Annotated in this window: 13 protein-coding genes; 8 read left to right on the forward strand and 5 right to left on the reverse strand. The window is 46.8% G+C overall.

What is annotated here, in order from left to right:
• Positions 1–9 precede the first annotated feature (9 nt).
• The 7 genes from Q4Q57_RS05930 (at position 10) to Q4Q57_RS05960 (ending at position 9,963) form a co-directional block, all read left to right on the forward strand.
• On the forward strand, positions 10–2,490 hold the full coding sequence (locus tag Q4Q57_RS05930) for a prolyl oligopeptidase family serine peptidase (protein ID WP_311890134.1): 2,481 nt from the start codon (positions 10–12) through the stop codon (positions 2,488–2,490).
• Between the two features lie 204 nt (positions 2,491–2,694).
• Entirely contained in the window at positions 2,695–3,840 is a 1,146-nt protein-coding gene (locus Q4Q57_RS05935; RefSeq protein ID WP_006080071.1) for an HDOD domain-containing protein, read from the forward strand.
• Between the two features lie 55 nt (positions 3,841–3,895).
• Complete coding sequence (locus tag Q4Q57_RS05940) at positions 3,896–4,807, forward strand: alpha/beta hydrolase (protein WP_311890135.1); 912 nt, start codon at positions 3,896–3,898, stop codon at positions 4,805–4,807.
• A gap of 308 nt (positions 4,808–5,115) precedes the next feature.
• Positions 5,116–6,333, forward strand: coding sequence for an aspartate aminotransferase family protein (locus Q4Q57_RS05945; protein ID WP_006080073.1), 1,218 nt, complete (start codon positions 5,116–5,118; stop codon positions 6,331–6,333).
• 127 nt (positions 6,334–6,460) lie between these two features.
• Entirely contained in the window at positions 6,461–7,480 is a 1,020-nt protein-coding gene (astA, locus tag Q4Q57_RS05950; protein ID WP_012197665.1) for an arginine N-succinyltransferase, read from the forward strand.
• Positions 7,481–7,489: 9 nt separating this feature from the next.
• Positions 7,490–8,950, forward strand: coding sequence for a succinylglutamate-semialdehyde dehydrogenase (gene astD / locus Q4Q57_RS05955; protein ID WP_311890136.1), 1,461 nt, complete (start codon positions 7,490–7,492; stop codon positions 8,948–8,950).
• Positions 8,951–9,159: 209 nt separating this feature from the next.
• The gene (locus Q4Q57_RS05960; RefSeq protein ID WP_311890137.1) at positions 9,160–9,963 is read left to right on the forward strand and encodes a DUF1338 domain-containing protein; all 804 of its coding nucleotides are present in this window, start codon (positions 9,160–9,162) and stop codon (positions 9,961–9,963) included.
• A gap of 99 nt (positions 9,964–10,062) precedes the next feature.
• Here the strand turns inward: Q4Q57_RS05960 and Q4Q57_RS05965 are convergent, their stop codons facing one another.
• The 4 genes from Q4Q57_RS05965 to crp all read right to left on the reverse strand — a co-directional run bounded on the left by Q4Q57_RS05965 (position 10,063) and on the right by crp (position 13,108).
• Entirely contained in the window at positions 10,063–11,391 is a 1,329-nt protein-coding gene (locus Q4Q57_RS05965; RefSeq protein WP_311890138.1) for an ATP-binding protein, read from the reverse strand.
• Positions 11,388–12,062 (reverse strand): response regulator transcription factor, encoded by a 675-nt coding sequence (locus Q4Q57_RS05970; RefSeq protein WP_006080080.1) that lies wholly within the window; start codon positions 12,060–12,062, stop codon positions 11,388–11,390. The genes Q4Q57_RS05965 and Q4Q57_RS05970 overlap by 4 nt, the downstream gene beginning before the upstream one ends.
• Complete coding sequence (locus Q4Q57_RS05975) at positions 12,043–12,390, reverse strand: PepSY domain-containing protein (RefSeq protein WP_006080081.1); 348 nt, start codon at positions 12,388–12,390, stop codon at positions 12,043–12,045. Before Q4Q57_RS05975 ends, Q4Q57_RS05970 begins: the two co-directional genes overlap by 20 nt.
• A gap of 82 nt (positions 12,391–12,472) precedes the next feature.
• Positions 12,473–13,108 (reverse strand): cAMP-activated global transcriptional regulator CRP, encoded by a 636-nt coding sequence (gene crp, locus Q4Q57_RS05980; RefSeq protein ID WP_006080082.1) that lies wholly within the window; start codon positions 13,106–13,108, stop codon positions 12,473–12,475.
• A 430-nt stretch (positions 13,109–13,538) separates the two neighbouring features.
• Here crp and Q4Q57_RS05985 point away from each other — a divergent pair, with 430 nt between their 5' ends.
• The gene (locus Q4Q57_RS05985; RefSeq protein WP_311890139.1) at positions 13,539–14,318 is read left to right on the forward strand and encodes a sel1 repeat family protein; all 780 of its coding nucleotides are present in this window, start codon (positions 13,539–13,541) and stop codon (positions 14,316–14,318) included.
• A gap of 126 nt (positions 14,319–14,444) precedes the next feature.
• On the opposite strand, the gene thpR is transcribed toward Q4Q57_RS05985, so the two are convergent.
• Positions 14,445–14,990, reverse strand: coding sequence for an RNA 2',3'-cyclic phosphodiesterase (gene thpR, locus Q4Q57_RS05990; protein ID WP_311890140.1), 546 nt, complete (start codon positions 14,988–14,990; stop codon positions 14,445–14,447).
• Positions 14,991–15,189: the final 199 nt, after the last annotated feature.

Consider the following 15,189-nt stretch of genomic DNA (forward strand, 5'->3'; position numbering starts at 1 on the left):
GAAGGACAAATGAGAAGCGTAATGCGAAATTTGGGTTTAAGTGCGTTAGCGGTTGCCGTGTTGGCAGGTTGCGCTGCGACATCGACTGAAACAGCTGTTCCGGCATCATCCCCGCAAGCATTCCAAGTTCCCTTAGCCCAACCGCCACAGGTTTCACAGGCGCTTACGCTTAATCAAATTATGGCAAATCCCGATTGGATGGGCGTTTTCGCCAAAGAGGCATACTGGAGCGACGATAGCCAAAGTGTGCTGTTTGCCCGCCAAGCGAGTGCTTCACCTCTGCGTAGCTATTATCAGCAAGGCATTAATGACAGTCGCGCCGTCGAGCTAGCGCTTGATAAATTACACGCGGCAGATCAGCAGTTTGGTGTGTTTGATCGCACTAAGTCCCACAAGGCTTATCTGTATCAGGGCAACATTTTTGTTAAGCAATTAAGTATAGGTAAAATCAGCCAACTGACTCGCCAGCGCAGTGCCATCGATGGCGTGCGTTATCTCAATAATGGCGATATCGCCTATTGGCAGGGCGACAATGTTTTCCAAATTCATCAAGACTCAGGCTTAGTCGAGCAGCTTGCTGAAATTAAAATGGCGAAAGCCCCAGAAGGTGTAAAAGCTCCAACGTCTTATATTGCTAAGCAACAGCACAGATTGATTAAGTATGTGGCGCTGCAGCAAGAGAATGCTAAAGCCAAAGCACAGTACAAAGATGAATTGCAAAAAAGCGACCCGACGCTCGCCGCCAGCACTTGGTATTTAGGCGATAGCGAAGTCGTGTCAGAGCTTAGCCTGTCACCGGATGGCCGCTATATTTTACTTGCTCTGACCGACAAGAATTACACCGGCAGCAGTGAACACGACATCATGCCTAACTACTTAGGCAGCGATGGTTATATTGATCCCGTACCCGTGCGTGCACGTGTGGCTGAAGATACGCCGCCAGGACAACGCTTTGTAGTGCTTGATTTAAACCAGCATAAACAAGTCGATATCACTATCGAGGGCCTTACTGGTTTTGATGAAGATGTACTCGCCAAAGTGAAAGCTGAGAATGCTAAAGCGAAAGGCGAAACTTACCAAAGCACTAAAGCGCCACGCAAAATTCAGCTAATTCAGGATTGGGGCTGGACCCAGAGCGCGATTCAGTGGCATGAATCGGAAGATAAATTAGCCCTGATGCTAGAAGCCACCGATAACAAAGATCGCTGGATCGCCAGTGTCGATTTAGCTAAAGGTAAATTCACCACCGAACATCGTTTGCATGATGACGCTTGGGTGAATTACGACTACAACCAATTCGGTTGGTTGCCGGGGACGGATTCTCTGTACTATTTGTCGGAAGAATCAGGTTATTCGCAGCTCTATGTGAAAGGACTCGGTGAAAAGCCGCGCGCCTTAACCCAAGGCAAGTTTGTTGTGAGCGACATCCAGCTGTCACCGGACGCGAATTATATCTACTACAAAGCTAACCAAACTCACCCTGGCATTTATAACGTTCACCGGGTGAACTTAGCCACAGGTAAAAATGAGCAATTAACGCAGTGGGATGGCAACTTAGATTACAGCCTAAGTCCTGATGGTACTCAGCTACTACTTAATGCCTCACGCCGCACTCAGCCAAATGAGCTCTATGTTCAATCCATTGGCGGTGAGTTAAAGCAGCTGACGTCTTACATCAGCGATGCCTTTAAAAATTATCCATGGCAGGCACCAGAAGTGGTCGCTGTACCTTCAAGCCATGGTGCTGGCAAAGTGTACGCCCGCGTTTATTTGCCACAAGGCTATGATAAATCCCGCGCTGAGAAATACCCTGCGGTGATTTTCAACCACGGCGCTGGTTATCTGCAAAATGCTGACTATGGCTTTAGCGGTTACTTCCGCGAGTTTATGTTTCACAACCTGCTGACTCAGCAAGGCTATGTGGTGATGGACATGGATTACCGTGGCTCTAAAGGTTATGGCCGAGATTGGCGCACCGCGATTTATCGCAATATGGGTCATCCAGAAGTGGAAGACTTAAAGGATGGCGTTAGCTGGATGGGAACCAATACGAATGTTGATACGGAGCGTGTCGGGACTTATGGTGGTTCCTACGGCGGATTCTTAACCTTTATGTCATTGTTCACTGCACCTGACTTGTTCCAAGCAGGAGCCGCACTGCGTCCTGTGGCTGACTGGGCACATTATAATGCGCCTTATACCTCCAACATCTTAAATACGCCTGATGTCGATCCTATCGCCTATGAGCGCAGCTCTCCGATTGAGCATGCCCAAGGATTAACGAAACCACTGCTTATTATGAGTGGCGTTATGGACGACAACGTTTTCTTCCAAGACAGCGTGCGCATGGTGCAGCATTTGATCGAACTGGAAAAACCGACCTTTGAAACGGCGATTTATCCTGTCGAGCCCCATGGTTTCCGTCAGCCTTCTAGCTGGTTAGACGAATACCGCCGCATCTATAAGTTATTCGAACAAGAACTCAAATAACTTCGCTCTATTTCCTGCCAAGGCCTCTATGTGAGGCCTTTTTATTGGGCAACTGAGTAGGAAATATCCGATATAACACTATGTTTGTGTTCTGCGACTTTGCGTTATTGCTAAGATTAAGTGTATGTGCTGAAATTGTAATGATTTTGAGAGTTTGATTGTTTTGACGTCACTCGGGCATTAGCGATATAGGAAAGATTTATAGTGGCGATTTCGGTTGCGGGCGGTGTAAGACCCGGCAAAATTATAGAGATAGAGCACAGACTCTATCAGCAATTGATCCTCGGAAAGCATAAAGCGAGCCCGACTCTTTTGGATGATCTCGACCTTGAATTAGAGGCCGATGCGAATAAGTTAGATGTTGAGCGCGAAGCGATTTTGGCGCGTTTGATGAAACAAATTAAAGCCAAAGAAGTGTTCGAAGCCGTATCGAGCCAGCTGCATGAAACGGTCAATAATGCCATCGAGCATCAACTCGCGTCCCCCGAACTGGTTCTGGCTAAGTCAGAGATCAATGAATCGCAAATTCTGTTGTTGGAATTACTGCTGGCAAAAAATCTTGATGCGACGCGATTAAGACCGCTGATCAGTAACTTAAGTTGGTTGTGCCGCGACTTAACCAACATGGTCAACAGCCCGTCTTTTCGTGCTCGCCGGCCTCAGAGCTCAGATGTGCGAGTCACTGATATCAAATTGGTGATGAATTACATCGGCATCGAAAACCTGCGAACGATTATCCCTTACTTTTGCCTGCGCAATTGGCTGCCGAGCGCCAATGCTAAGTTGCTGTGGACTACCCGTAAATTATGGCGCTACAGCATAGTCAGTGGTATCGCGGCCAATGCGTTGGCTCAGCTTCATAATACTGACTCAGCCTTGGTTTACAGTAGTGCCTTACTCAATCAATTAGGCACCTCGGTTGTGCTGAGTTTGAGTGCCCGCTTATTCGATCAAACCTGGGGAGCGTGGATAAGGGAAGCCAGCAGCAGCCGTGACAAGGAAGTGTATGATGCTGTGATTGCCACTGAGTTTCCGGCCAAAGCGGTGTTTGAACAAGTGTTAAGCCATGGTCATAAACTTAACTGGCAGCTATTAGAGTTACTTAAGTTTGAAGCAAGCCCTTTGACTGGGTTATTGAAGGAGTTAGACCTGACCTTAAGCTATCGAGAATTGTCACCGCAGGCGGCATTAGTCGCGCGGGCAAACTGTTATGCTAAGGTGGTGTTACTCGAAGAGATGCGTCAAATCGATCCCCAAGAAAAGCGTTTAATGTTCGATTATTACGAGTTAACTGAGCAAGAAGTGCTGCGCTTAAAAGCACAGAATTATAGGAAGTTAGATCTGCTGTAGTCCACGACCTGCGACTTGAGCGTCGGGATGGCGGCGTTTAAGTAGAGGAAGTGATATGCCAAGCTGGCAAGCATCTGTACTGAATACTATTTTATCTTATGTCGCTAGGCCATCCATCAGTCGCGGCAAGGCCAAAGTCCCCCTAGCGCAAGTGCGTAAAAAGTTGCTTGATCTCGATAAACGTTGGCTTCCTTGGCCGGATAAGTTAGTTAGTGCCACCATCCCTTTGCAACACTCTAGCTTGCTGCACTATGTGCTTCTCAATGAGCAAACTCGCCTTGGCAATCTGTTTTATATCCGAGGCGGAGGTTTTTGTTTTAAAACGCCCCATGCCCACGCAAGATTAATCGCGGATATTAGCCAACGTTGTCAATTGGATGCCTATATTCCTGATTATCGTCTCGCACCTGAGCATCCTTTTCCTGCGCCATTTGATGATGTGCTTGAAGCCTATAAGCGATTAATCGCGCTTAAGGGCGATGAGAATGTGATCCTCATGGGCGACTCTGCCGGCGGCAATTTAGCCCTGAGTTTGTTGCTGGAATTAAAGCGTTTAGCCCTGCCATTACCGACGGCCTGTATCTTGTTATCGCCCGCGTTGGATTTAGCACTAACAGGAGATACTGAGCTGATACTCGCAGCTGACGATCCCTTCTTCACCATCGAAGCTTTGCTGCGTTTACGTGGTGCTTATCTTGGGGGGGCCGACCCCATGTCAGCAAAAGTTTCGCCCTTGCAGGGGGACTTGGCAGATCTGCCGCCCATCTTAGTGATTGCGGGTACGCGGGAGCTGTTATTGCAGGATTCTGAGCGCCTAGTCGCTCAAGTCAAAGCCAGCGGTGGCGAGATAACGGGCTGTTTTTACCCTAACATGCCCCATGTGTTTCCCTTGTTCAATTTATTGCCTGAAGCCCTTGAAGTGAGGTCGAAAATTAGCCATTTTGTGCTTTCACACTTGATTCGTTAAAATGGTGTAGTTATTCACATTCAGTGAATAGCTAGCAAAATGAGGGGTAAATAACTTTTTTTCTGACTAATTATGCTGAAAGCCACGGGCATAACCGCTTGTATAGTTCTTAAACTGCAATCTTTATGCACTTTGGGTGGAAGTGCGAGGATTGATGTTTGTGAAAAACTGGTATTTTGATCACATTTTCGCTAATAATGGTTATTAATAGACACAAGCAATCCCAGTATCACTAACTCTAGATAAAGATACCTATGGGACTCTGACGGTGCAAGGCGCCGTTAAACAAACACAAAGGACGAAGAAGAATGAGCGTTGATATGAAGTTAGACCGTGCCCAGTTTGACGCAGTGATGGTGCCTAATTATGCGCCTGCTGCTGTGATCCCTGTTCGTGGCGAAGGAAGCCGAGTTTGGGACCAAGAGGGTAATGAGTTTATCGATTTTGCTGGCGGTATTGCGGTAAATTGCTTAGGTCACTGTCATCCTGCTCTTGTGAATGCCCTTAAAACACAAGGCGAAAAATTATGGCATCTGTCAAATGTAATGACGAACGAGCCTGCCTTAGAATTAGCGACTAAATTAGTTAACAGCACGTTTGCCGACAAAGTGTATTTTGCCAACTCTGGCGCCGAAGCCAACGAAGCCGCATTGAAACTTGCCCGTCGTTACGCCTTAGAAAAACACGGCGTTGAAAAAGACGAAATCATAGCATTCGATAAAGCCTTCCACGGCCGTACCTTCTTCACCGTTAGCGTTGGTGGACAAGCTGCCTATTCCGATGGTTTTGGTCCTAAGCCACAGAGCATTACTCACCTGCCATTTAACGATGTTGCTGCATTAGAAGCTGCAGTAACGGACAGAACCTGTGCCATCATGCTTGAGCCGCTGCAGGGCGAGGGCGGTATTATCGATGCCGATCCTGCATTCCTAAAAGCCGTGCGTGAACTGGCTAACAAGCACAATGCGCTAGTGATTTTTGATGAAGTGCAAACAGGTGTGGGTCGTACTGGCGAACTGTACGCTTACATGGGTACTGAAATCGTGCCTGACATTTTAACCACAGCTAAAGCACTCGGCGGTGGTTTCCCTATCGCAGCTATGCTGACAACGGCTGAGATTGCTGAACATCTAAAAGTGGGCACTCACGGTTCTACCTATGGCGGTAACCCATTAGCCTGCGCTATCGGTAATGCTGTGTTAGACGTAGTGAACACCCCTGAAGTGTTAGACGGCGTTAAACATCGCGAGCAGTTATTGCGCGATGGTTTGAACAAAATTAATGAAAAATATCATGTATTTTCAGAAGTACGCGGTAAAGGTTTGCTGTTAGGGGCAGTTCTTAATGAACAATACCAAGGCCGTTCACGCGACTTCTTGGTAGCCTCTGTCGCTGAAGGCTTAATGAGCCTGATGGCGGGTGCTAACGTGGTACGTTTTGCTCCTTCTCTGGTGATCCCTGAGGCAGATATTGCTGAAGGTCTAGCTCGTTTTGAACGTGCTGTGGCGAGCATAGCTGCCGCCTAAATGACCAAAGGAGTGCTGAATTTATTCGCACTCCTTTTTTGTCAGGGAATACTTACGTGCATCACTACCTGTCTTTTCGAAGAGAGGTGCCTTGATGCACGGCAAGCCAAAGTGAGGAGACACTAAGATGTTAATCATACGTCCTATTCAGGCTGGCGATTTTGAAGCCTTATATCAAATTGCCGAAGAGTCTGGTCATGGTTTTACGTCATTACCCGTGAATGCCGATTTGCTCAGACATAAAATTGCGCGAGCAGAAGCCTCATTCGTCAAAACCGTCGATGCGCCCTTCGATGAAGGTTATCTGATGGTGCTGGAAGATACCGACACCCGTGAAGTGGTGGGGACGTGCGCTATCGAAGCAGCCGTGGGAATGGAAGATGCTTTCTACCATTATCGACTCGGTACTGAAGTCTATCATTCCGAACAAATTGACGTGCGTAACGAGGTCGAAACCCTCACCCTTTGCCATGATTACACTGGCGCCGCCGAGATGTGCACCCTGTTTTTGCGTGAAGCGTATCGCAAGGGCAACAATGGCCGCATGTTATCCCGCAGTCGCTTTCTGTTTTTAGCGCAACATGCAAAGCGTTTTGGTGAAACTGTAATTGCCGAAATGCGCGGTGTGAGCGATGCCGATGGTCATTCACCTTTCTATGGCTGGCTGCAAAAACACTTTTTAGGCATTGATTTTATTCAGGCGGATTATCTTTCTGGTTTGGGCAAAAAGGCATTTATGGCCGAGATGATGCCACGAAACCCTGTCTATGTTTGTCTGTTGCCGGAAGAGGCACAGAAAGTGATTGGTGAAGTGCATACCAATACCCGTCCCGCATTAAGTCTGCTGCAGGCCGAAGGTTTTAGATGCCGCGGTTATGTGGATATTTTTGATGGTGGTCCAACGGTTGAGTGTCGTTTATCGGACATTCGCGGCGTGCGTGAAAGCCGTTTATTAACCGTTGATATTGGTGACATGGTCGAAGCCGACACTCAATTTATTATCTCAAATACTCAATTAGCCAATTATCGAGCGACGTCTGCCGCACTGGCCGTGGACGACAAATCCGAACACATCATTATCAGCCCTGAGCTGGCTGCGGGTTTGTTGCTCGCAAAAGGCGATCAAATTCGTATTTTGGCAATGTAGGAATAACAAATGACACATTATATTCAAGGTCAGTGGCATGCAGGCAAAGGTCATGACGTGGCCTCAATTAACCCAGCCAATGCTCAAACTATTTGGACCGGTAAAACGGCCACCGCAGAACAAGTTAACGCCGCCGTTGATGCCGCGCGCGCCGCACAGTTTGATTGGTTTATGTTAGGTTTCGATGCGCGTTTAGCCATAGTCGAAGCGTATCGCAGCCAACTCGAAGCCAACAAAGCGGAACTGGCTGAAACGATTGCCCAAGAAACGGGTAAACCTCAGTGGGAAACGGCGACCGAAGTCGGCGCTATGATAGGCAAAATTGCACTATCAGCCGCGGCTTACAATAAACGTACGGGCACTGAAGCTAACGATACACCAGCGGGACGCGCGGTTATCCGTCACAAACCCCACGGTGTTGTGGCGGTGTTCGGTCCTTACAACTTCCCCGGTCATTTGCCGAACGGTCACATAGTGCCTGCGCTGCTGGCGGGGAATACTGTGATTTTTAAACCTTCTGAATTGACGCCTAAAGTTGCTGAGCTGATGGTTAGCCTATGGGATAAAGCGGGTCTGCCTGCTGGCGTGCTCAACTTAGTCCAAGGTGAAGTGGATACGGGTAAAGCACTGGCTTCTCACCCGCAGCTCGATGGTCTGTTCTTTACCGGCAGCTCACGCACGGGGCATTTTTTACATCAACAATATGCCGGTCATCCGGGCAAGATTTTAGCGCTTGAGATGGGTGGCAATAACCCACTGATCATTAAAGGTGTGCAGGATATCAAAGCTGCCGTGCACGATATTTTGCAGTCGGCTTATATCTCATCTGGCCAACGTTGTACTTGTGCGCGCCGTCTATATGTAGATCAAGGCGAGCAGGGCGATGCCTTGATTGCCATGTTAGCCGCTGCGGTCAAACAGATTAAAGTTGGCCCTTGGAACGCGCAGCCACAACCTTTTATGGGCTCAATGATTTCTGAAACTGCCGCCAAAGGTATGGTTGCGGCGCAGACGAATTTGCTGAACTTAGGCGGCGTATCGTTAGTCGAGTTAACCCATTTAGAAGCGGGTACGGGCTTAGTCTCTCCTGGCCTTATCGATGTGACGGCTATCGATGTCTTGCCGGATGAAGAATACTTCGGACCTCTGCTACAGCTAGTGCGTTATAGCGATTTCGATCAAGCGATTAAACTGGCTAACCAAACGCGTTATGGTTTGTCAGCGGGTTTACTGGCCGATAGCCGTGAAGATTATGACTATTTCCTCGCGCGCATTCGTGCTGGGATTGTTAACTGGAATAAACAAATCACTGGCGCATCGGGCGCGGCACCTTTTGGTGGCGTAGGTGCATCAGGTAATCACAGAGCGAGCGCTTTCTATGCCGCCGATTACTGTGCTTATCCCGTCGCTTCGGTCGAGGCCGATGCTGTGAGCTTACCTGCGACATTAAGCCCAGGTTTGAGCTTATAAGCGGGTAAAGATTTGTCTTTTATGTGGTAAAGAGTACGTGGTAAAGAGGAGGAAGGACGAATGTTCTTCCTTTTTAATAACAAGCAGTAACGTAACTTGAGCTTCTACTGTGGGTATGTATGACGCTGCAACAGTGGCATTTAGGTCGTTACATTTAGTGTTCGCGGCAAAATAACAGCAATAACCGCAGCACAATAAAAGGAGTTTTTATGCATACCGACATCAACGCGTTATTTGCCGCCCTGTGGCAAGACTATATTCAAATGACCCCATCTGCGGCAAAAGTGCACGAGTTGCTGGGCCATGGTAAGCCAATCATCAACGATCATATCGCCCTGCGTACTTTCAACATCGCTAAGGTGAATTTGGATGTGCTTGCTAAGCATTTCACTTCACTTGGTTATGTCGCTTGCGGTGATTATAAGTTTGAACAGAAAAAACTGATCGCTAAGCATTTTGAACACCCAGATTCGACTCAGCCTAAAGTGTTTATCTCTGAACTGTTAGTTGAAGAATTTAGCCCAGCGCTACAAGACACCATTCAAGGCTTAATCGCCCAAGTGGATGTAGCGGCGACAACGGCGGACAACTTTATTTACTCGGGTCGCCATTGGTCTTTAGATTCTAAAACCTATCAGGATTTATTAACTGAGAGCGAATATGCGGCTTGGGTAGCGGCTTTTGGCTATCGCGCTAACCATTTCACTGTGTCTATCAATCACCTCGACGGTTTTGAAACTTTAGAGTCAGTGAATGATGCCCTGAAGCAAGCGGGCTTTGTGCTTAATGGTTCAGGTGGCGAGATCAAAGGTTCGCCAGAAGTGTTATTAGAGCAATCGTCGACTATGGCCGATAAGATTGGCCTTGAATTCACCGATGCGACAGTGGAAATCCCAAGTTGTTTCTATGAGTTTGCGCTGCGTTATCCTATGGCCAATGGTGAGCTTTATACTGGCTTTGTGGCTGCGTCTGCCGACAAGATTTTTGAAAGTACGAACGTGAATAAAGCCTAACGTCATCAGACATTAAGCATAAAAAACGCCATCAATTCGATGGCGTTTTTTTATGAGTATTTTAAAGAGAGCATTTAACGCTGAGCATGTTAAGCGAGACTAACTGAAGGTCAGTTCGATCCTCAGTCCACCTAAGCGAGTGCTGTGGTTAAACTTAAGCCCAATCTCATATTGTTCGGCAATTTCCTTCACTATCGACAAGCCTAAGCCGTGACCCATGACAGACTCATCTAATCGAGTGCCCCTTTGGGTGAGCTTATCGAGTTCATCATCGGCAACCCCAGGACCATCATCATCGATACAAAGGCAGAGACGCTCCTGTTGGCGTGATAACTGAATGCTGACTCGGCTCTGGGCCCATTTAAAGGCGTTGTCCAGCAGATTGCCTAGGAGCTCCATGCCATCTTCCCTGTGGATCGGCAGCCTGAGAATATTAGGGTCGAGTTCGAAATCACATTCGATGGTTTTATTGCGGTGAACCTTGTTTAAGGTGTTGGCTAGGCTGTGTAAATCCCTTGGGATCACCAATTGCGCCGCAGGAAGCATATCGCCTGTGATCCTTGCCGCCGCCAGTTTGCGCTCGACCATCTTGTGGATAGAATCCAGCTGTTGCTGCAAGGCAATGGCGGTTTCAGGATCTTTAAGACCAAGGGCTTCGACCTGTTGCTGCATCACGGCCAGCGGGGTTTTAAGCCCATGGCTTAAGTTACCTAAGTTATTGCGGCTACGCTCAATTTGCTTGGCTGTGTACTCGAGTAACTCGTTGTAAGTCTTCGCTAATGGTTGCACTTCGGGGGGAATGTTATTCAGCTCCAGCGCGTTAATTTCGCCTTCTCTTAGCCGCGAAAGCGCGTGCTGAATATGTTTAACTGGCTTAAAGGATTGGCGCAGGATCAGGAAGATCCCCGCGATCATAGCAACCAACATCGCCAGATTGATCCCAAGCTTAGTGCCATAGACTTCGCTAAACACGCGTCTGCCGATACTCAAATCTTGGGCAACGGTTAAGGTGGCACTGACATTGGCGCTACTGGAATTTAATCCCAGTGATAACAGCTGCATATCGTTATTTTTTGGCCCTTTAGCTTGCCAGACACGGGTTTTATTTGGCGCGAGTGGCTCGATATCTAACTGCATATCCCACAGGGAGCGCGAGCGAATGACTTCATTGGGCAGGTTAAGCTGGAAATAACGGCCTGAATAGGCGGGCTTGTAGAAACTGGAAAGCTGGCTTTGATCTATGCTGATATCCCCATCGTGGATATGGGTTGCCAACATAATATGTTCGAGATCTTCTTCTAAGCGATTGATAATAGAGTCATGGAAGGCCTGACGCAGCATGGACTCAAATAATATGAGCCCAATGACTGTGCCTATTACCAGTAAGCCCGTTAACCATAAACTGAGCTTAGTGCGGATCGAGATCATTCAATAATGCCGTGGAAAATATAACCTTGGCCGCGACGGGTTTCAATAGCGGTTTTGCCTAATTTTTTACGTAAGTGGGTCACATAAACTTCGACCACATTACTCTCTTTCTCATCGTCAAACTGATACAGCTTATCGGTGAGCTGTGTCTTAGATAACAGCTTCTTAGGCGACATCAGGAAGATTTTTAACAGTCTGAATTCCATCGCCGTTAGCTCAAACAATTGGTCTGCCACTTTTACCGTTTGCTCGGCTTCATCTAAAATCACGCCGCCATAGCTCAATTGCTTGCTAGAAGTATTTAAACGGCCATGGGCACGGTGGATAAGGGCTTGAATACGGGCCAGTAATTCCTGTGCGTGGAAAGGCTTGCCTAAGTAATCGTCGGCGCCAGCATTAAAGCCTTCGACTTTTTCATGCCATTGGCTGCGTGCGGTCAGCATGATGACAGGAGTGCTGATCCCTTGATTACGCCAGCCTTCGAGTAGTTCGAGGCCGTTGCCGTCGGGCAAGCCGATATCTAAGATCACGCAATCGTATTGGGTTTCTTTGATCAGATAATCGGCTTCAAGCGCTTTGTCTGTAATATCGGTCACATAGCCAGCGAGTTTGAGTTGTTTCTCCAGCTCGGTGACTAGCATTGGGTTATCTTCAACGAGTAACAGTTTCATGTTTTCGACATTCGCTCGGTAATGCTATTGAGTGATCGGCTTGGCCATTGGTTGCATCAATACTGAGATTGACGATTTGGCCACGCTGAACTTTGATTTGCAAATCATAGCGCCATTTATGATCTTCTTGATAGAGATGAGCATCAATTAGTTCACCTTGGCAAAACTGATTAACTACGGCGAGTGTACCGTTTAAGGACAGTATTTGCCCAGAGTTGACGAGTGCCTTGGCTTGATAGTGTTCTAATTCAATAGGTTCGGCATTCAATTGCATTGGATGCGCCAGCGTGAACAGGCTGAAAAAACAGATTAAAAACAGCCGTTTCATTTGAGCTCTCCAATAAAAAATGGCCTAGAATTTATTCTAGGCCACTTTAATAAGGCAGGCTTAAATCAAGCTGAAGACTAACTTAACGGGTACCGTATACCACGATGGTCTTACCATGAGCTTGGATCAAATTCTGTTCTTCTAACATCTTCAAGATACGACCCACAGTTTCCCGTGAACAGCCAACGATTTGGCCTATCTCTTGACGAGTGATCTTAATCTGCATGCCATCAGGATGCGTCATAGCATCAGGCTGTTTCGCCAGATGTAACAGCGTTTGGGCAATGCGGCCAGCCACGTCTAAGAATGCGAGATTACCCACTTTCTGGCTGGTGCTTTGAAGGCGATAGGCCATTTGCGCAGACAGCTTCATCAGAATTTCAGGGTTAACTTGAATTAACTGTCTGAATTTCTTATATGAAATCTCAGCGATTTCACAAGCTTGCTTAGCACGAACCCATGCAGTACGTTCGGCTTGCTCTTCAAACAAACCTAGTTCACCGATAAAGTCACCTTGATTCAGATAAGAAAGGATCATCTCCTTACCTTCTTCATCTTTAATCAATACCGCTACAGAACCTTTTACTATGTAATAAAGAGTATCTGAATCTTCACCAGCATGAATAAGAGTGCTCTTTGCAGGGTACTTATGAATGTGACAGTGTGATAAAAACCATTCCAAAGTTGGATCAGGTTTTGGCTTACCAATCAGAGCCATGTTGGTGTTCCTCGATTGATTAAAACGAAAGTAAGAGTATTCTAAATAAGCATTTTACGTCAATTAAACTAACAAAAACTTGATGGAAGTCTTACTTTAGAATAAGTGAATAAATGCAATTAACCATCTAAAATTAGAGCTTATTTTGCTACTTTAGTGATTTAAGTCAACTAAATCGGCGTGAAACTCGCTGGATTCACTTAACTCTGTCGAGTTAATCACATCTTACCAGTCTAATTAAGCCGTTTTATTATAGATTATGGATAAAACAGGCCCCTAAATTACAGTATAAGATGTTTCACTTTTTAAATTCGGCGCTTATTTGCTTCAACGTCCCCCATTATCCTGAGGTTTGTGCGTATTTAGGCTCGACTTATTGGGTTAATTCTGGCTAACTTTGTGGGCAGTCGCTTTTAAGAGAGGTAAGCAAGTGAAATACAGATTATGGGTTTTAGGTGCAGGTTTAAGCTTAACGATTGGGCTTAGCTCTGCGGCGCACGCATTTTCTATCCCGCAGCCTGCTGCCGAGCTCGCAGCCAGTAAGTTTGTGCATATACAGGTGACGGCAGAGCAAGGCGACGCCGATGCCCAATTTTTGCTGGGATTAATGTACCTTTCTGGCCGTTTTGTGGCGCAAGAAGTGCCCTCTGGTTTGCACTGGATATCTCTTGCCGCCGAGCAGCAACATGAAAAAGCCCAGCAAACCTTAGCCGACCTGTCTTTTGAAGGCCAATTAATCAAGCGAGACTTATCCGTGGCCGAGCATTGGTATCGAGCCTTGAGTGAGCAGGGCAGTCGTTGGGCACAATTCCGTTTAGGTTTTATTTATGCTTCTGGCGGCGATGGTGTGCAACGTAATTGTGGTAAAGCGGTCGAGCAATTTTCCCAAGTGGGTGATGATGTTGCCTTAGGTAATGTGGCGTGGATTTTAGCGACTTGCCCAGAAGCTGAGTATCGCGATGGCTATAAAGCGGTCGAGTTATCCTTAAAGTTGCTCAAAGTGAATGAAAACGACCCGACAAATTTAGATAATCTGGCTGCGGCTTATGCCGAAGTCGGCGATTTTGGTGCGGCAATTTCTACGCAGCAAAAAGCAATTGAAGCGTTAAAGATGAGCGCCGAAATGACTAAGACAGATGAATTTATGCAGCGTTTACAAACTTACGAGCAAAAGCGTGCGTATCGCGAAACCTTACGTTTACTCGAATAAGGCATTGGTTATAGGAGCCCTTTAATTAAGCTCTATTGGTTTATTCATGTGTTAATTGATGCATAGATTTATAAGTTGAAAATAAAGCCTGAGTTAATACTCGGGCTTTTTTGTTTTTGATCCACGCTAATCGAGCGTCCAAGAATGTAGGATGTGATATTCCACACCCGTGCTTGTGCTTTTTGAATGATATAAATGCAAACATTCGGGCGTTAACGTTAGCGTATTCATGTCCTTGAGTTGCAATAACGCCGACTCATTTAGCGTCCATTCTTTAGCCTTCCTAAATAAACTGATGTGCGGGCAAAAGTGGTGTTCACTGCTATGCAATTGCAGGCGGCCTGCGATTGCTTGCGTCTGCTTAGCTAATTGCGCTAACGGCGGCTCAACGTCATCGCCTTTCAAGCAACAAACTTGGGCATTGGGCCATAAGTCGAGCTGGTTAAGCTGAGTGTTGAATCTAGGCTTAGCTAAGCGGTCAATTGCATCAAGGAGGGCGATGCGTTGCCCGTCGTCCACTTGTCCTAAAAAGCAGAGCGTTAAATGCATATTACTGACGCTAACCGCTTTCGCCTCCGGATTGAGGTGGCAAATCAGTTGCTGCTGTAAATCACTCAGCCTTGTCATTTGTGCAGCGGTAGGCGCGAAGCCGAGAAATAGCCTTTGTTGCATCGGTTTATCGTCCTTTGTGGCGTTCAACACGGATTATCTCTGGGAACACTTTGACGTTTAGCGTCTTTGAGCGTTAATCTAATTGTTGAATTTATCGGCTAATTTACGACTCAAGCAGACGTTTAATTCACTGTGGGCCTATACTCAATATACGTCGATAATACCTTAAATGGATTTTTAGGTAAGGAAGTCACTTTTC

The sequence above is a fragment of the Shewanella sp. SP2S2-6 genome (assembly GCF_031931965.1).
Taxonomy (GTDB): domain Bacteria; phylum Pseudomonadota; class Gammaproteobacteria; order Enterobacterales; family Shewanellaceae; genus Shewanella; species Shewanella baltica.